The sequence below is a fragment of the Azospirillum sp. genome (assembly GCF_050789165.1).
This window is the reverse complement of sequence record NZ_JBOZRT010000125.1, coordinates 91,088-108,714: the sequence shown is the minus strand read 5'-3', so window position 1 is coordinate 108,714 and position 17,627 is coordinate 91,088. Positions and strand designations below refer to the sequence as shown.

General features: G+C 69.2%; 14 protein-coding genes and 2 pseudogenes. 9 read left to right on the top strand and 7 right to left on the bottom strand.

Translation table 11 applies throughout. The annotated features are described in order from the left end of the window. Positions 1-189: 189 nt before the first annotated feature. Entirely contained in the window at positions 190-1,605 is a 1,416-nt protein-coding gene (locus ACRWK7_RS27335; protein ID WP_431859704.1) for a PleD family two-component system response regulator, read from the bottom strand. Positions 1,606-1,612: 7 nt separating this feature from the next. Beyond that, positions 1,613-2,023, bottom strand: a complete 411-nt coding sequence (locus tag ACRWK7_RS27330) for a response regulator (RefSeq protein WP_431859702.1) — start codon at positions 2,021-2,023, stop codon at positions 1,613-1,615. Between the two features lie 173 nt (positions 2,024-2,196). On the opposite strand from ACRWK7_RS27330, the gene ACRWK7_RS27325 reads away from it, so the two are divergent. Beyond that, a complete protein-coding gene (locus tag ACRWK7_RS27325) occupies positions 2,197-2,982 on the top strand; it encodes a rhomboid family intramembrane serine protease (protein ID WP_431859700.1) in 786 nt (261 codons plus the stop codon). Between the two features lie 74 nt (positions 2,983-3,056). Here the strand turns inward: ACRWK7_RS27325 and ACRWK7_RS27320 are convergent, their stop codons facing one another. Together ACRWK7_RS27320 and ACRWK7_RS27315 are read right to left on the bottom strand one after the other, a co-directional pair. Continuing rightward, complete coding sequence (locus tag ACRWK7_RS27320; RefSeq protein WP_431859698.1) at positions 3,057-3,800, bottom strand: GGDEF domain-containing protein; 744 nt, start codon at positions 3,798-3,800, stop codon at positions 3,057-3,059. 175 nt (positions 3,801-3,975) lie between these two features. Then, positions 3,976-4,956 (bottom strand): 2-hydroxyacid dehydrogenase, encoded by a 981-nt coding sequence (locus tag ACRWK7_RS27315; protein ID WP_431859696.1) that lies wholly within the window; start codon positions 4,954-4,956, stop codon positions 3,976-3,978. 105 nt (positions 4,957-5,061) lie between these two features. Here ACRWK7_RS27315 and ACRWK7_RS27310 point away from each other — a divergent pair, with 105 nt between their 5' ends. After that, on the top strand, positions 5,062-5,895 hold the full coding sequence (locus ACRWK7_RS27310) for a cell envelope integrity EipB family protein (RefSeq protein WP_431859694.1): 834 nt from the start codon (positions 5,062-5,064) through the stop codon (positions 5,893-5,895). Positions 5,896-5,983: 88 nt separating this feature from the next. Then, positions 5,984-6,208, top strand: coding sequence for a hypothetical protein (locus ACRWK7_RS27305; protein ID WP_431859692.1), 225 nt, complete (start codon positions 5,984-5,986; stop codon positions 6,206-6,208). Between the two features lie 228 nt (positions 6,209-6,436). On the opposite strand, the gene aspS is transcribed toward ACRWK7_RS27305, so the two are convergent. Beyond that, complete coding sequence (gene aspS / locus ACRWK7_RS27300) at positions 6,437-8,254, bottom strand: aspartate--tRNA ligase (RefSeq protein ID WP_431859690.1); 1,818 nt, start codon at positions 8,252-8,254, stop codon at positions 6,437-6,439. A gap of 139 nt (positions 8,255-8,393) precedes the next feature. Here aspS and rnd point away from each other — a divergent pair, with 139 nt between their 5' ends. Together rnd and ACRWK7_RS27290 are read left to right on the top strand one after the other, a co-directional pair. Beyond that, complete coding sequence (rnd, locus tag ACRWK7_RS27295; RefSeq protein WP_431859689.1) at positions 8,394-9,557, top strand: ribonuclease D; 1,164 nt, start codon at positions 8,394-8,396, stop codon at positions 9,555-9,557. A 254-nt stretch (positions 9,558-9,811) separates the two neighbouring features. Further along, the gene (locus ACRWK7_RS27290; RefSeq protein ID WP_431859687.1) at positions 9,812-11,107 is read left to right on the top strand and encodes a hypothetical protein; all 1,296 of its coding nucleotides are present in this window, start codon (positions 9,812-9,814) and stop codon (positions 11,105-11,107) included. 111 nt (positions 11,108-11,218) lie between these two features. On the opposite strand, the gene ppx is transcribed toward ACRWK7_RS27290, so the two are convergent. Together ppx and ACRWK7_RS27280 are read right to left on the bottom strand one after the other, a co-directional pair. Further along, the gene (ppx, locus tag ACRWK7_RS27285; protein WP_431859685.1) at positions 11,219-12,730 is read right to left on the bottom strand and encodes an exopolyphosphatase; all 1,512 of its coding nucleotides are present in this window, start codon (positions 12,728-12,730) and stop codon (positions 11,219-11,221) included. Between the two features lies 1 nt (position 12,731). Continuing rightward, entirely contained in the window at positions 12,732-14,882 is a 2,151-nt protein-coding gene (locus ACRWK7_RS27280; RefSeq protein WP_431859683.1) for an RNA degradosome polyphosphate kinase, read from the bottom strand. 130 nt (positions 14,883-15,012) lie between these two features. On the opposite strand from ACRWK7_RS27280, the gene ACRWK7_RS27275 reads away from it, so the two are divergent. The 4 genes and pseudogenes from ACRWK7_RS27275 to ACRWK7_RS27260 all read left to right on the top strand — a co-directional run. Beyond that, positions 15,013-15,528 carry a SixA phosphatase family protein gene (locus ACRWK7_RS27275; protein ID WP_431859681.1) on the top strand — a complete coding sequence of 172 codons (516 nt, stop codon included), beginning with the start codon at positions 15,013-15,015 and terminating at the stop codon, positions 15,526-15,528. A 95-nt stretch (positions 15,529-15,623) separates the two neighbouring features. Continuing rightward, positions 15,624-17,066 carry a CHAD domain-containing protein gene (locus ACRWK7_RS27270; protein ID WP_431859679.1) on the top strand — a complete coding sequence of 481 codons (1,443 nt, stop codon included), beginning with the start codon at positions 15,624-15,626 and terminating at the stop codon, positions 17,064-17,066. 31 nt (positions 17,067-17,097) lie between these two features. Next, positions 17,098-17,247: pseudogene (locus ACRWK7_RS27265) on the top strand (maltose acetyltransferase domain-containing protein); the annotation flags it as partial. Between the two features lie 234 nt (positions 17,248-17,481). Continuing rightward, positions 17,482-17,622, top strand: a pseudogene (locus ACRWK7_RS27260) (DapH/DapD/GlmU-related protein); the annotation flags it as partial. Between the last annotated feature and the right edge of the window lie 5 nt (positions 17,623-17,627).

Genomic DNA, 17,627 nt, shown 5'->3' with positions numbered 1-17,627 from the left:
GGGGATCCAGAGAACCTTGGGAAATCAACCCCTTGCCAACTCTCCTGGATCCCCGCTTTCGCGGGGATGACGGTTGAGAGAAGCGAAGAAATGCAACTGCGCTCTTTTCCCCGGACAGCCGTGCGCCTTCGCGGGGATGACGTGTTGCGAGGGGTTGCTGAAGCCCGGAACGTGTCCGCGGCGCCCGCCTTACCGCACCGGGCTGATGTGCAGTTCCGCGATGTCGCCGCGCGGATCGACCGCCACGCAGTTGCGGCCGCGGCGCTTGGCATCGTAGAGCGCCTCGTCGGCGCGCTTGACCACCGCCTCGGCGGTGTCGCCCAGCCGGCCGCCGATCGACACGCCGACCGACACCGTCACCGCGATCTCGCCCACCGGGGCCGAGACCGCGAAGGGCGTGTCGCCGATGCGCTGGCGCAGGCGCTCGGCCACCGTGGCCGCGCCCTCGCCGTCGGTGTCGGGGAGGATGACGATGAACTCCTCGCCGCCCAGGCGCGCCACCAGGTCGAAGGTGCGCAGGTTGCGGCTGGCGCGCGTCGCCACCTCCTTCAGCACCTCGTCGCCGACGTCGTGGCCGTAGGTGTCGTTGACCACCTTGAAGTGGTCGATGTCGAACATCAGCACCGACACCGGCTTGTGGTTGTCGATGGCGCGGTCGAGCAGGCGGGGCAGGTGCGCGCTGACGTAGCGGCGGTTGAACACCCCCGTCAGGCTGTCGGTGAGCGCCATCGACAGGCTCTGCTCGTAGTTCGCGCGCAGCCGCTCCTGGTAGCGCTTGCGCCGGATCTGCGTGCGCACGCGCGCCAGCAGCTCGTTGCGGTCGATGGGCTTGATGACGTAGTCGTTGGCGCCCAGCTCCAGGCCCTTGGCGATGCGGTTGAGGTCGCCCTCGTCCACCACCAGCAGGATCGGCACCTGCCGGGTGCGCTCGTGCGAGCGCAGCTGCGAGCACAGGCGCAGCCCGTCCTCGTTCAGCAGGGTCAGGCTGATGATCACCAGCTCGAAATCGTCGGACAGCGCGCGCTCCAGCGCCCGCGCCCCGGTCTCGGCGGCGACCACGTGGTTGCTGTCGCGCGCCAGCGTGTCGGTGATCTTCTCCAGGTCGAGGGCCGAGTCCTCCAGCACCAGGACCCGCGCCTTCTCGTGCGACTCGCTGAGCAGCGTGCCGGTGGTCGGCTCGATCACGCCGAACTGGCCGGAGGTGTTCTCGCGCAGCCGCCACTCGTCCATCATCATCTTGAGACGGACCAGCGAACGCACCCGCGCGAACAGCGCGATGTCGTTGACCGGCTTGGTCAGGAAGTCGTCGGCGCCGGCCTCCAGGCCGCGCACGCGGTCGGCCACGTCGGACAGCGCGGTCACCATCACCACCGGGATGTGCATGGTGGCGGGGTCGGAGCGGATCTTCTCGCACACCTCGAACCCGTCCATGCCCGGCATCATGACGTCGAGCAGCACGATGTCGGGCGCTTCCTTGCGCACCTGCTCCAGCGCTTCCGGGCCGTTGTAGGCGGTGATGACGTCGAAGTACTCGCGGGTCAGCTTCGCCGCCAGCAGCTTCACGTTCGGCAGGACGTCGTCGACGACGAGGACGCGGGCTGACATCGGCGTCTCAGCTCAGGAACCGCTGGACCGCTTCGAGGAACTTGGTCACGGAGATCGGCTTGGCGATGTAGTCCTCGCAGCCACCCTCGCGGATCTTTTCCTCGTCCCCCTTCATGGCGAAGGCGGTCACGGCGATGATCGGAATCGACTTGAGCTCCTCGTCCTCCTTGATCCACTTGGTCACCTCCAGGCCCGAGACCTCGGGCAGCTGGATGTCCATCAGGATCAGGTCGGGGCGGTGCAGGCGCGCCATCTTCAGCGCCTCCAGGCCGTCGCGCGTCTGCAGCGTGGCGTAGCCGTGGGCTTCCAGCAGGTCGTGGAAGAGCTTCATGTTCAGTTCGTTGTCCTCGACGATGAGGACACGCTTGGCCGCTCGTCCCTGGTCCGCCGCCTCGGCGAGGCCATTCGGTGCCGACATTGACTTGCTCCCCCGGAGTCCCGCCCAGCCCGGCGGCTGTGCGGCCCTCGACCACGTTCGCGTTCGGCGATCCCCGCCACCGACGGCGCCGGGGGTGCTTTTACCGTCTTTCCAGATACAAGGTGAGGGTTAAATTGTCGTTACCTTCGGCCCTTCGTCATACGGGAGTCCGCATGTTCTTCATCCCCCTGTACGACGACAATCCGACGCGCCGCACCCCCGTCGTCACCATCGCGCTGATCGCGCTGTGCATCCTGGTGTACGGCTGGCAGGTGTCGCTGGGGCCGCGCGGCGGGGAGCTGGCGGTGTACGCCTACGGCGTGGTGCCGGCGGTGCTGTTCGGCTACGCCGAGCTGCCCGACGCGCTGCAGGTGGTGCCGCCCTGGGCCACCGTGGTGACGTCCATGTTCCTGCACGGCGGCGTGCTGCACCTGGGCGGCAACATGCTGTACCTCTGGATCTTCGGCAACAACGTCGAGGACAGCATGGGGCGCGGCCGTTTCCTGCTGTTCTACCTGCTGTGCGGCACGGCGGCGGCGCTGACCCAGAGCCTCGCCAGCCCGCTGTCGGAGGTGCCGATGCTGGGCGCCAGCGGCGCCATCGGCGGCGTGCTGGGGGCGTACCTGGTGCTGCACCCACGGGCCAACGTGCGGGTGCTGATGTGGATCATCGTCTTCGTGCGGCTGATCAACGTGCCGGCGCTGATCGTGCTGGGCGTCTGGTTCCTCGGCCAGATCCTCAGCGGCGTCGCCACGCCGACCTCGGACGAGGGCGGCGTCGCCTTCTGGGCGCACGTCGGCGGCTTCGTCGCCGGGGCGCTGCTGGTGTTCCCGTTCAAGCGGCGCGGCGTGGAGGTTCTGGAGCCGGCGCACAGCACGCCCTTCGCGGTGATGCCGGCCTCCGCCGCCGTGAAGCGGCGGGGGAGCGTGCCGGAGGCGGGAAGCCGCTGGCGGCGGTAGGGGTACAGGGGCACGGAGGCGCCGGGGAGATCAGGGGGCAAGGCCCCGGCGGATCTCCGCACCCCTGTAACTGGTCAGGCGGCGTGACGGACCGCCTTGGCGCGCTTGGGCTTGCGGTCGCGGCGGATCTTGCTGCCCTTATGTCGGTACATCTTCGCGTCGGCGCGGCGGATCACCTCGTCCTCGTGGTCGGCCGGGCCGTAGGGCTGCACGCCGACCGAGAAGCGGACCGGCAGCTCCTGCCCGTTCCACGCGGCGTGCGCGCGGTTGGCGAGCTGCGCCAGCTCGGCGGCGCGCGCGGCGCCGGTCGCCGGGTCGGTGTCGGTCAGCAGCACCGCGAACTCGTCGCCGCCCAGCCGCGCCACCACGTCGTGCTGGCGCACGTGCGCCTGGAGCAGCCGCGCCACCTGCCGCAGGTAGGAATCGCCGGCCAGATGGCCGTGCGTGTCGTTGATCGCCTTGAAGCCGTCCAGGTCGATCATCACCAGCACGCCGCCGCCCTGGCCGGCGCGGCGCGCCGCCGCCAGCTCGCGCTTCAGGTGCAGGTTGAAGCCGCGGCGGTTCACCAGCCCGGTCAGCTCGTCCGTCATGGTCAGGCTTTCCAGGTAGGCGATGCGCTCCTGTTGCTGGGTGATCGTCTCCTCCGCCTCGGCCAGCTTGGACAGCAGGGCGGCGAGGCGGACCGGGTCGCTGGCGACGTCGCGGAACCAGACGCCCGCCGCGCCCGGCACCCCTTGTGAGGCAATCCCGTGCGACCCGGCCGCGTCGGAGCGCAGCGCGATGGCGGAGGGCGGGAAGGCGGTCACGGTGGCGTTCATGGGTCGGCTCCGTCGGATACGAGGCTCGCTTCGTCTGGAACCAAGCAACCGTCATGCCAACAGTCAACGCCTTGAAATCCCTCGCCCTATGACCCGGCAAAAGCCGCCCCACCCCCTCCGTCCCGGCAGGAACTGCCCGCGCCTTCCCAGCATGCCCGGCAGAATCTGCCGCATTTTAGATAACTTTGTCCCGTATTTGTCTCTTGTTGAAATGGGCATCCAAGTTGTCCAGGGCGCGGAAGCCCATGGCGTTGCGCGTCTCCACCGTGGCGCTGCCCAGGTGCGGCAGCAGGAAGGTGTTGGGCAGGTCGCGGTAGGCGGGGTTGAGGTTCGGCTCGCCCTCGAACACGTCCAGGCCCGCGGCGGCGATCCGGCCGCTGCGCAGCGCGGCGATCAGCGCCGCGTCCTCCACCACGGCGCCGCGCGCCGTGTTGACGACGATGGCGCCGCGCGGAAGCCGCTCGATGCGCGCGGCGTTCAGCCAGTGCGTCGTCTCCTTCGTCGCGGGGCAGTGGAAGGACAGCAGGTCGGCGTGCTCCAGCATCGCCTCAGCGTCCTCGTGGAAGGTGGCGCCCTGCTCCAGGTCCGGCGTCAGGCGGCTGCGGTTGTGGTAGTGGATGGCCATGCCGAAGGCGCGGGCGCGCTCGGCCACCGCGCGGCCGATTCGGCCCATGCCGAGGATGGCGAGGCGCTTGCCACCGAGGTGCGTGCCCATCAGCTGGGTCGGCGTCCAGCCGGTCCAGGAGCCGGCGCGGATCATCCGCTCGCCCTCCGAGGCGCGCCGGGCGGCGCCCAGCATCAGCAGCAGCGCGATGTCGGCGGTGGCGTCGGTCAGCACGTCCGGCGTGTTGGTGACGGTCAGGCCGCGCGCGCGGGCGGCGGCGAGGTCGATGTGGTCGGTGCCGACCGAGAAGGTGGCGAGGATCCGCACGCTGTCCGGCAGCGCGGCGATGGCGGCGGCGTCCAGCCGGTCGCCGGCACAGCACAGGATTCCGTCCATGCCGGATGCCCGCGCCGCGATCTCCGCGCCGGAGAGCGGCGTGTCATCCGTATTAAGCACGGCGCGGTAATCGCGCGCCGCGCGCGCCTCCACCGCGTCCGGCAGCTTGCGTGTCAGCAACAGCGACGGTCGCGCCACAGCGTGCGAAGATTGCATCCCTCTGCCTCCCCAATTGTTGAAAAGGGCTTGGCGGGCCTTCCGATCCGCGCCACAACACCCATACTATTCCAGTGATAGGCCCCAATCACCGTGGACGCCACCTTGCGCAACCGCCGATCCGCCGCTCCCATCGCCGCCGCCGTCGCGCTCGGCGCCCTGCTCGTCGTCGCGGCGCCGCCCGCCCGGGCGCTCGATGCCGGCGTGATCGCGGATATCCAGCCGCACCGCGCGATCTACAAGATGTCGCTGTCCTCGGCGCGCAACAGCTCGAAGGTCAGCGGCGTCACCGGCCGCATGATGTTCGAGTGGGCGGACGCCTGCGACGGCTGGACCACCGAGCAGCGCTTCCAGCTCCGCTTCGTCTATTCCGAGGGCGAGGCGATGAACATGAACACCAACTACACGACCTGGGAGGCGAAGAACGGCCTGCGCTACCGCTTCAACGTCCTCAAGAAGGTCAACGGCGAGACCGACGAGGACATCCGCGGCGAGGCGACCCTGGACAAGGCCGGCGCCGCCGGCAAGGCCCGCTTCAGCAAGCCCGAGGAGCAGGAGATGGCGCTGCCCATCGGCAGCATGTTCCCCACCTCGCACACGCTGGGCATCCTGCAGCACGCCAAGGCCGGCGACCGCTTCTTCAACGCCACGGTGTTCGACGGCGCCGACGCCGAGGGCAGCACCGAGGTCAACGCCTTCATCGGTCCGGCCGGCAACGCCGACGGCGCGCAGGGCGGCGACCTGACCAAGGGCAAGAAGGGCTGGCCGGTGCGCATGGCCTTCTTCCCGCTGCACAGCGACTCCGCCCAGCCGGAGTACGAGATGAGCCTGCGTCTGCTGCAGAACGGCATCGCGGAGTCGATGCAGATCGACTACGGCGACTTCACCATCAAGGCGATCCTGGAGACCTTGCAGGCGCTGCCGAAATCCGGCTGCTGAAGTTTACTCAATTTTGACACAAGTCGGGCAGAGTGGCGGACATGGTGCGGCCGCCGCCGCTGCCTCGGTTTCAGGAAAGGGTTTGCGCATGCGCAAGAAGCACCACGTGCAGGTCGGGCAGGTCTACCAGGCCCTTGGCGCGGCGAGCGGCCGGTCCTGGCGCGTCAAGGACACCATCGAACTCTTCGGCATCCCGCACGCCCGTGTCGTCAGCACCGAGGACGAGGGCGACAGCAAGACGCTGAGCTGCCTGATCCTCTCCGACACCGGCTACTACCGCATGATCGAAGCGGCCCCCGCCGCGGCGGCGTAACCGGATCCTTGCGGGCAACAGGGGCTACACGGATTTCGCGGATTTAGGCACGGATTACACGGATTTTTTATGCTTGCGGCGCCTGCGCCTTCCCGCAAGCCGTTGCTGAGCACGAAAAAGAAAATCCGTGTAATCCGTGCCTAAATCCGTGCAATCCGTGTGAATTCTTGCTCCAGGCATGAAAAAGCCCCGCTCCACCGAGCGGGGCTTTCTTTCATCCAAGCGCCGTCATTCCTTCGGCGCGGCGACCTTCGGCTTCGGCAGGTCGAGCTTGAGGTGCAACTCGCGCAGGCGTGCCTGGTCCACCTCGGCCGGCGCCTGCATCAGCAGGTCCTCGGCGCGCTGGTTCAGCGGGAAGGCGATGACCTCGCGGATGTTCGGCTCGTCGGCCAGCAGCATGACGATGCGGTCGATGCCCGGGGCCGAGCCGCCGTGCGGCGGGGCGCCCATCTTGAAGGCGCTCAGCATGCCGCCGAACCGCGCCTCCAGCTCCGACGCCGGGTAGCCGGCGATCTCGAAGGCCTTGTACATGACCTCCGGCAGATGGTTGCGGATGGCGCCCGACGACAGCTCCACGCCGTTGCAGACGATGTCGTACTGGTAGGCCTTGATCTCCAGCGGATCCATCTCCTGCAACGCCTTCAGCCCGCCCTGCGGCATGGAGAAGGGGTTGTGCGAGAAGATGACCTGCTTGGCCTCCTCGTCGTACTCGAACATCGGGAAGTCGACGATCCAGCAGAAGCGGAAGGCGTTCTTCTCGATGAGGTCCAGTTCCTGGCCCAGCTTGGTGCGGGCCTGACCGGCCAGCTTCGCCGCCGCGGCCGGCTGGTCGCAGACGAAGAACACCGCGTCGCCGTCCTCCAGGCCGACCAGCGTGCGCAGCTCGGCCTGCGCCGCCTCCGGCACGAACTTGGCGATCGGGCCCTTGCCGCCGGTCGCCTCGAAGATGATGTAGCCGAGGCCCGGCGCGCCCAGCTCGCGCGCCCAATCGTTCAGCTTGTCGAAGAAGCTGCGCGGCCGGTCGGAGACCTTCGGCGCGCGGATGGCGCGCACCACGCCGCCCTTGTCGATGGTCTGGCGGAAGGCGCGGAACTCCACGTCGTCGCGCTTGAACACCGAGGTCACGTCGGTGATGACCAGCGGGTTGCGCAGGTCCGGCTTGTCCGAGCCGTACTTCAGCATCGCCTCGTCGAAGGCGATGCGGCGGAACGGGTAGGAGTCGACCTGGGGCTTGCTCTCGCGGCGGAAGCCGCCGAACTCGTCGAAGATGCCGTGCAGCACCGGCTCGATGGAGGCGAACACGTCGTCCTGGGTGACGTAGCTCATCTCGAAGTCGAGCTGGTAGAACTCGCCCGGGCTGCGGTCGGCGCGCGCGTCCTCGTCGCGGAAGCACGGCGCGATCTGGAAGTAGCGGTCGAAGCCGGCGACCATCAGCAGCTGCTTGAACTGCTGCGGCGCCTGCGGCAGCGCGTAGAACTTGCCGGGGTGGTTGCGGCTCGGCACCAGGTAGTCGCGGGCACCCTCGGGCGAGGACGCCGTGAGGATCGGCGTCTGGAACTCGGTGAAGCCCTGGTCGATCATGCGGCGGCGCACCGAGGCGATGACGCGCGAGCGCAGCAGGATGTTCTCGTGGATGCGCTCGCGCCGCAGGTCGAGGAAGCGGTAGCGCAGGCGCACCTCCTCGCCCGTGTCGGCCTCCTGGTTGACCGGCATCGGCAGGGTCTCGGCCTCGGACTGGACCGTCAGCTCCTGGATCTGCACCTCGATGCGGCCGGTCGCCATCTTGTCGTTGATGGTCTCGGGCGTGCGCTTCACCACCTTGCCGGTGATGGTGATGACGGACTCGAGGCGCAGCCGGTCGGCGGTGGCGAAGTCGGCCTTGGAGTTGTCGATCACGCACTGCGTGATGCCGTAGTGGTCGCGCAGGTCGATGAACAGGAGCTGCCCGTGGTCGCGCTTGCGGTTGATCCAGCCCGACAGGCGGACGGTGGAGCCGGCATCCTCTTCACGAAGCTGGCCGCAGGTGTGGGTGCGATAGGGGTGCATGGGTCGAGCTGCCTTGGGAATCGATGGTTTCCGCGCGGAAAATGGCCGCCAGAGCACACCGGGAGCGCGGGAATGTCAAGGGTGGCAAGCGCGACGCCCCCCTTTCCCGCCGCCCATGGCTCGTGTATGTAACGCGGCCATGACTCTGATCACCACCACATCCGACCTCGAAGCGTTCTGCCGCGACCTCGCGGGCGCCGACTACATCACCGTCGACACCGAGTTCCTGCGCGAGAAGACCTTCTACCCGCAGCTCTGCCTGGTGCAGGTCGCCGGGCCGAAGTCGGCCGCCGCCATCGACCCGCTGGCGGAAGGCATCGACCTCGCGCCGCTGATCGACGTGCTGAACGACCCGTCGGTGCTCAAGGTCTTCCACGCCGCCCGCCAGGACGTGGAGATCTTCTACCAGCTCACCGGCAAGATCCCGCACCCGCTGTTCGACACGCAGGTCGCCGCCATGGTCTGCGGCTTCGGCGACAGCGTCGGCTACGAGACGCTGGTCACCAAGCTGGCCGGCGCCCGCATCGACAAGTCCAGCCGCTTCACCGACTGGTCGCAGCGCCCCTTGACCGACCGCCAGCTGCAGTACGCGCTGTCCGACGTCACCCACCTCCGCCCCGCCTACGAGAAGCTGCGCCGCCGGCTGCACCGCACCGGCCGCGAGCACTGGCTGGAGGAGGAGATGGCGGTGCTGACCGACCCCGCCACCTACGAATCCGACCCCGAGACCGCCTGGATGCGCCTCAAAGTGCGCACCAACAAGCCGCGCTTCCTGGCCGTGCTGAAGGAGCTGGCGGCGTGGCGCGAGCGCGAGGCGCAGCGGCGCGACCTGCCGCGCTCGCGCGTGCTGCGCGACGAGGCCATGCTGGAGATCGCCGCGCACGCGCCGACCACCGTGGACGACCTCGCCCGCACCCGCGGCATGGGCCGCGGCTTCGCCGAGGGGCGCCAGGGGGCCGACGTGCTGGCCGCCGTGCAGCGCGCCCTCGACCTGCCGGAGTCGGAGCTGCCGCGCCTGGAGCCGCGCGAGGAGCCGCCGCAGGGCATCGCCCCGATCGTCGAGCTGCTGCGCGTGCTGCTCAAGATGAAGTGCGACGAGAACCACGTCGCCAGCAAGCTGGTGGCCTCGGCCGCCGACCTCGAGGCCATCGCCGCCGACGACGAGGCCGACGTGCCGGCCCTGCACGGCTGGCGGCGCGAGATGTTCGGCGACGACGCGCTGGCCCTGAAGCACGGGCGAATCGCGCTGGCGATCCTCGACCGCCGGGTGCGCATCGTCCCCACCGAGGTGGTCGAGGAGTAGGATCGGGAGGCTCCGGCCTCCCCGTCCGTTCAATAAAACAACCGGCCAGCGGCGGACGGCGTACGATTGACCCTGCAAACTAGGAAAATTTGATTGGTAATTCCTATGTTAACCACGCTTTAATGCCTTGTTAAAGATACCTAAGCGTAACATACCCGCGCGGTTTCGGGTTTGAGGGGCGGCCCGCCGCGGATGATCGTTGCGGTCCCCTGCCGGGGCACGGTAAACGAGAAAGCGGTCTGGGGGATTTCTGGATGAGCAGTTTTCGCGGCAGGCCGCCGGTCGGCAGAGACCGGGTACGCCTCTCCACCTCGGAGAAGCAGCAGGCCGTCGCCGCTCAGCAGGAAAAAGGCCCCGTCTTCGACAATGACAAGTTGCTGAACCTGCTGCGCTCGGCCAAGAGCGAGCTGCAGGGCATGCGACTGATCCACATGCACCTGTCGCTGCTGAAGGACAAGGACCCGACGGCGCAGATGGTGGTGCGCACCATCATCCAGGAGCTGGGGACCAAGGCCTCCTACCTGCAGTCCTTCAACATCTCGAACGGCGACGTCATCGTCCTCTACAAGGGCCTGAAGCTGACCGGCGTCACCGACGTCTGCCAGAAGGTCGAGCAGGTCTTCCTGTCGAAGACGACGCTGACCGGGCCGAACCCGTACAAGGAATACTCGCTCTACTCGATCATGGAACTGGCGTTGAACTTCATCAACGTCATCCGGTTCGTGGAGGAGCTGGCGTCCGGCGAGTCCGGCATCGCCGTTACCGAGACCAAGCCGCCGATCACGCTGGAAGAGCTGGGCAAGCTCGAACGCTCGATGCAGATGTTCGACCTGTCGCCGTTCCTCTTCAACCAGGCGATCGCCAATCTTGATCCGGCGGCCGAAGACGAGATGGCGTACTTCGAGCTGTACATCTCGATCAAGCTGCTGCAGGAGCGGCTGTGCCCGGACTATGACCTGACGGCCAACAAGTGGCTGTTCAACTACTTCACCGCCAACCTCGACCAGTCGGTGCTGCGGGCGCTGAACCACGGCCTCAGCTTCATGCGCGGCCGGCGCATCGGCATCAACATCAACCTGTCCACGGTGATCTCCACCGGCTTCATCAAGTTTGACGAACGCCTGCCCATCGACTTCCGCGGGCAGGTGGTTCTGGAGATCTCCAAGGGCGACCTGATCGAGAACCTCCAGCTGTTCCAGGAGGTCGTGGACTTCGCGCAGGACCGCCGCTACCAGATCGCGGTGGACGGGCTGAACCCGTTCTGGGTCACCAACTTCGACCTGGAATACCTGAACGCCGACTACGCCAAGATCTTCTGGTCCAACGACATGCTGGAGATGGACCCGGCGTTCGAGAAGTACTTCTTCGAGCGGATCAGCGAGCAGGACCGCTGCAAGTTCATCCTGGCCCGCTGCGACACCGTGTCGAGCCTGGTGTACGCCCACAAGGCCGGCATCAAGCTGGTGCAGGGCCGCGCGGTGGACAACATCCTGCGCAAGGGCGTCAGCATCCGCGACGCCATCTCCGCCGCCAAGGGCATGACGGACTGAGGGTTTGCCCCCTCCCTGCCCCTCCCCCGCTGTCGCGGTGGAGGGAACTCCGCCGCTCTGCCCCCTCCACCGCGACAGCGGGGGAGGGATGGGGAGGGGGCACGCGCTTCCTCACTCCGCCGCCAGCGGCCGTAGCGGGGTTGTCACCACCTCCGCCCTCCGGTTCAGCGCCTTGGCCAGTGCGTCCAGCCGCCGGCGCACCGTCTCGCCGTCCAGCGCCTCGGTGTCGTCGGGCAGCGTCAGCACCAGGGCCTCGCCGCCCAGCTTCAGTGCCGTGCGCTGCAGGAAGGCGCTCGCCCCGCCGGTCAGGTTCAGCGCCAGCCGCAGCCCCAATCCCAGGACCAGCGCCCGCTTCTGCTGCGCGTCCGACAGCAGGCCGCGCACCCCAGCGGTCACCGGGGCGTCGATGGTGCCGGCGTAGCGGGCGTAGCAGGCCAGCGCCAGGAACACCCGCTCGGCGTGGTCGCAGCCGGGGAACGGGTAGCGCAGCACGCGCAGGAAGGCGTGCTCGGCGCGGTAATCCGGGTGCTCGGCCCAGCCGACGTCGCTCAGCAGGCAGGCGGCGTGGCGCAGGCGCTGGCCCAGCGCGTCCTCGCCGGCGAACAGGCCGGCCGTCCACGGCACCAGCAGCGACGGGTCGCCGAAGCGGCAGAACCTCTGCCCCCAGTCGACGCAGGCCGCCAGCAGCGGGTCCTCCTGCCGCACGTCCGGCGGCAGCAGCGAGAACAGGTGCCCTTCGCGCAGGCCGTAGGCGGAGAACACCACGTCGCGCGGCCCCGCCGCCTTGATCAGCCGCTCCAGCACCAGCGCCGCGTAGGGAAGCGTGTCGCCGCGGCGGCGCGAGCCGGCCAGCTTGGCCAGCGTCGACGTGCTCTGGCGGGCGATCAGGTCGGCGAACTGCCGGATCTCGCCGGCCGGCACCGTGTAGTGGTGGATGATGTGCAGCGGGTGGCGGGTCTGCTCCATGTGCAGCTTGGCCAGCGCCCGCCAGCTGCCGCCCACCGGGTAGAAGGTACGCCCCTTGGCCTCGCCCAGCCACGGCAGCGTGTCGAGGTGCTGGTCGATGGCCTTGACCAGCGCGCCGCGGCTCTCCCCCGCCTCCATCAGCCGCAGCGGCCCCAGCGGCAGCGTCACCTGGCGGCCCAGCGCGTGGCCGGAGACGGTGACCAGCTCCAGGCTGCCGCCGCCCAGGTCGCCGACCAGCCCGTCGGCCTCCGGCGTGCCGGACAGCACGCCGTTGGCGGCGAGCTGCGCCTCCTCCTCGCCGCTGACGACGCGCACGCTCAACCCGGTCGCCTGCTCCACCGCCTTGACGAAGGCGGGGCCGTCCTTGGCGTCGCGCACCGCGGCGGTGGCCAGCACGTCCACCCGCGGCACCCGCATGCCCTCGGCGATCTGCCGGAAACGCGGCAGGTGGGCCAGCGCGGCGCGCACGCCCTCGGGGTTCAGCTTCCGGCTCTTCTCGACGCCGCGGCCCAGGCCGCACAGCACCTTCTCGTTGAAGATCGGCATCGGGGAACGCTTCAGCCCGTCGTAGACCACCAGCCGGATCGAGTTGGACCCGATGTCGATGACCGCGATGGTCTCTGGGCGCGGCGCTCCGCGGCGTTCCTCGGCAGCCATCTTACGATACCGTCTTCAGTTTCAGGCGTGGCGGCGTGCGCTTGCTGTTCAGCGCCGACCCGCGGCCGGACAGGCTGGGGTTGGTCATGAAATAGGTGTGGGCGCTGAAGGCATCCGGCCCCGATTCCTTGACACGGTGGTACACGCCGTCCGGCCCCAGCAGCCAGGAGCTGGTCTCGTCCTTGTAGTTGGCGACCATGATCTGGTCCAGCACCTGCTCGTGCACCGTCGGGTTCTCGATGGGGACCAGCGTCTCGATGCGGCGGTCGAGGTTGCGCGGCATCCAGTCGGCCGAGGAGATGTAGATCTTGGCGTGCGGGCTGGGCAGCTTGTGGCCGTTGCCGAAGCACACGACGCGCCCGTGCTCCAGGAAGCGCCCGACGATGGAGCGCACGCGGATGTTCTCCGACAGGCCCTTGATGCCGGGCCTGAGGCAGCAGATGCCGCGGATCACCATGTCCACCATCACGCCGGCCTGGGACGCCTGGTAGAGCTTGTCGATGATCTCAGCATCGACCAGCGAATTGAGCTTCACCCAGATCTGCGCCGGCTTGCCGGCCCTGGCGTTGGCGATCTCGGCGTCGATCAGCTCGACCAGGCGCTTGCGCAGCGTGATCGGCGCGATGGCGATCTTCTCCAGGACCTTCGGCGTGGCGTAGCCGGTCATGAAGTTGAACATCACCGCCGCGTCGTGGCACAGCGCCGGGTCGCAGGTGAAAAAGGACAGGTCGGTGTACACCTTGGCCGTGATCGGATGATAGTTGCCGGTGCCGAAATGCACGTAGCTGCGCAGCGCCTTGTTCTCGCGCCGCACGACCAGCGAGATCTTGGCGTGCGTCTTCAGGTCCACGAATCCGTAAACCACCTGGGCGCCCGCGCGTTCCAGGTCGCGCGCCCAGCGGATGTTGGCCTCCTCGTCGAAGCGGGCCTTCAGCTCGACCAGGGCGGTGACCGACTTGCCGGCCTCCGCCGCCTCGATCAGCGCGGCGACGATGGGCGAATCCTTGGAGGTGCGGTACAGCGTCTGCTTGATCGCCACCACCTGCGGGTCGCGCGCCGCCTGCCGCACGAACTGCACCACCACCTCGAAGCTCTCGTAGGGATGGTGGACCACGATGTCCTTGTGGCGGATCGCGGCGAAGCAGTCGCCGCCGAAGTCGCGGATGCGCTCCGGGAAGCGGGCGTTGAACGGGCGGAAGACGAGGTCGGGGCGCTCGTCGACGATCAGCTGCTTGGTGTCGACCAGCCCGATCAGCCCGTCGAGGATGAACACGTCGTCGTTCGACACGCTCAGCTCGGCGCGCAGGAACTCGCGCAGGTCGGCGGCCATGCCCGCATCGACGGCCAGCCGGATGACGCTGCCGCGGCGGCGGCGCTTGAGCGCGGATTCGAAGGTGCGGACCAGGTCTTCCGCCTCTTCCTCGATTTCGATCTCGCTGTCGCGCAGGATGCGGAAGACGCCGTGCGCCTTGACCTGGAACGGAGGAAACAGCTGGTCGATGAAGGTGAGCACCACCTTCTCCAGCTGGATGAAGCGGATGTCCGAGCCCGGCAATCTGATGAAGCGGTCCAGCTGCGCCGGCAGCGGCACCAGCGCGTCCAGGTGCGTGCCCTTGACCGTGTCGTGCAGTTGCAGGCCCAGCGAGAAGCCCAGGTTCGGGATGAACGGGAACGGGTGCGCCGGGTCCACCGCGATGGGCGTCAGGATCGGGAAGATGTCGTCGAGGAACTTGGCCTCCAGCCAGTCGCGCTCGGCCTCCGACAGCTCGTCCGGGTCGACCACGGCGATGCCGTTCTCGCGCAGCTCCTTCTTGAGCGTGCGCCAGACGTTCTGCTGCTCGCTCATCAGCTCGATGATGCGCTGGTTGACGGCGGCCAGCTGCTGGGCGGGGGTGAGGTTCTCCGGGCTGGGCGCCTTGACGCCGGCGGCCACCTGCCCTTTCAGGCCGGCGACGCGCACCATATAGAACTCATCCAGGTTGCTGGCCGAGATCGACAGGAAGCGCAGCCGCTCCAGCAGCGGGTGGTGCGGGTTCGACGCCTCCTCCAGGACGCGCCGGTTGAAGGCCAGCCACGACACCTCGCGGTTGATGAAGCGCTCCGGCGATTCGGGGTCGATGGTGAAGTCGTCGAGCTGCTGGACGTCGGACACGGGTTGCCTCGCTGGAGAACCGGGATGGGACGAACATGAAACAGGCGTATAGCCTACAACAGCTGGATTACGATTTGGCGAAACGGCATGCTTGTCCAGTGAAAACCCCCCTGCCGGGAGGCCCTGCGCCATGAAGACGCTCTGCCTGATGCGCCACGCCAAGTCCGGCTGGGACGATCCGTCGCTGGCCGACCACGACCGGCCGTTGACCGAGCGCGGGGTGGAGGCCGCCGGACTGGTCGGCCGCCACCTGAAGCACCGGGGAATCCACCCCGACCTGGTGCTGTGCTCCACCGCGAAGCGCGCCGCCGACACGCTGGCGCTGGTGCTGGAGGCGCTGGGCCGCGACGCGACCGTCAAGCACGACCGCGGGCTCTACCTGGCCGGCGCGCCGGCCCTGCTGGAGGCGCTGCGGGCGGCGCCCGATTCGGTGGGAACGCTGATGCTGGTCGGCCACAACCCGGACATGCACCACCTCACCCAACACCTCGCCGGATTCGGCGACCCGAAGGTCCTGCGCGCGGTGGCCGAGAAGTTCCCCACCGGCGGCTGCGCCATCCTGACCTTCGAGACGACGCGCTGGCGCGACGTCTCCCCCGGCCAGGGCCATCTGGTGGAGTTCGTGCGACCGCGCCTGCTGGCATAACCCCCGGCCTTGGGGTATTCCAGGACACCCGTCCCGGAACCCGAGGCCGCACCGCGTTGGCAACCGCTCCGCTCCCCGCATCCCCGACCGGCGCCATGGCGCACGAGGTGGAGTTGAAGCTCCACGTGCAGCCGGACGACCTCGCCCGGCTGGCGGCGCTGCCGCTGCTGGCGGAGCGGGCGGAGGGAGCGCCGGTGACGGGACGGCTGCGCACCGTCTATTTCGACACCCCGGACCTGCGCCTGTACGGCCGCGGCATCGCGCTGCGCCTGCGCCACGACGGCACACGGCGGATCCAGGGCCTGAAGACCGTCGCCGCCGACCCGCAGGCCGACGCCGCCGCGGTCGCCGTGCGGCGCGAGTGGGAGTGGCCGGTGGAGGGCGACGCCCCCGACTTCGCGCGCCTCGACGCCGAGGGCGCCGGCGCCCTGGTGCCGGAGGACGCGCGCGGCGAACTGATGCCGGTCTTCGCCACCGACTTCACCCGCACCGCGGTGCTGCTGCGCCTGGACGCGCAGACCAGCGTCGAGGTCGCCATCGACGATGGCGGCATCGCCGCCGGCCGCGGCGACGAGCGGATCAGCGAGGTCGAGCTGGAGCTGAAATCCGGCCGCATCGGCCGCCTGTTCGCCCTGGCGCAGGAACTGCACGGCGCCGTGCCGTTGCGCATCGGCATGGAGAGCAAGGCCGAGCTGGGCTACCGCATGGTCTCCGGCCGGGCGCCGGCGCCGGTGCTCGGCGACCCGCCCATGTTGTCGCCGCTCAGCACGGTGGCCGAGGCGTTCCGCCACGTCGTGCGGCACGGACTGCGCCAGATCCTCGCCAACGAGCCCTGCGTGCTGGCCGGCGGCGACGCCGAGGGCCTGCACCGGATCCGCATCGCCCTGCGCCACCTGCGCACCGCGCTGACGCTGTTCGCCCCGGTCGTCGCGCCGGCCGAGGCGGCGCGGCTGGAGCACGAGATCCGCTGGCTGGCCAAGCGGCTGCGGCCGGCGCGGGCTTGGGACGTGCTGGCCTCCGCCCTGCCCGACCCGGCGCTCGCCCCCGCCCTGGCCGAGGCCCGCCGCCCGGCGGCGGAGCGCGCCGTGGCCGCGCTGCGCGAGCCTCGCTGCACGGCGCTGCTGCTGGCGCTGGGGGTCTGGCTGGAGGAGGGGCACTGGCACGCCGGCATCGCCCGCGCGCGGCTCGACGCGCCGATGGCCGACCTCGCCGGCCCCTGGCTGGCGGCCCGGCACGCCAAGGCGCGCAAGGCCGAGGATCCCGAACGCCTGCGCCGCCGCCTGCGCACGCTGCGCTACGGCGTGGAGGTCTTCCGCGGCCTCTACCCGCCGGACTCCGTGCGCCCCTACGGCACGGCGCTGGACTCGCTGTACGGCACGCTGGACGCGCTGCACGACCTGCGGGTGGCGGAGAAGCGTCTGAAGGCCCTGGCCGGCGGCAAGGCGGCCAAGCCGCTGGAGCGGCGGGCGGCGCAGCACCGCAAGGCGCTGGCGGAGCGGCTGAAGGCGTTCCGGGAAATGGCGGTGTTCTGGGGGTGACGGCGGCGGCATCCGCCCCCATCTCCTCGCCATGACCGACGACCGCACCCAGAAGCAGCGCATGCTGGCCGGCGACCTCTATTGCGCCGCCGACCCGGAGATCCAGGCCGACCAGCAGCGCACCCAAACCCTGCTGCGCGCCTTCAACGACGGCGAGTCCGCCGTCCTCGGAACGCTGCTCGGCGCCATCGGCGAGGGCACGGTGGTCCGCGCGCCATTTTATTGCGACTACGGCTTCAACATCCGCCTCGGCGCCGGGGTGTTCCTGAACTTCAACTGCGTGTTCCTCGACGTGGTCGGGATCGAGGTCGGCGACGGCACGCAGATCGGCCCGGCCGTGCAGGTCTACGCCGCCGACCACCCGCGCGACCCGGAGCCGCGCCGCCAGGGCCTGGAGTTCGGCCGGCCGGTGCGCATCGGCCGCAACGTCTGGATCGGCGGCGGCGCCATCCTGCTGCCCGGCGTCACGGTCGGCGACGACGCGGTGATCGGCGCCGGCAGCGTGGTGACCCGCGACGTGCCGCCCGGCGCCACCGTGGCCGGCAACCCGGCGCGGGCGCG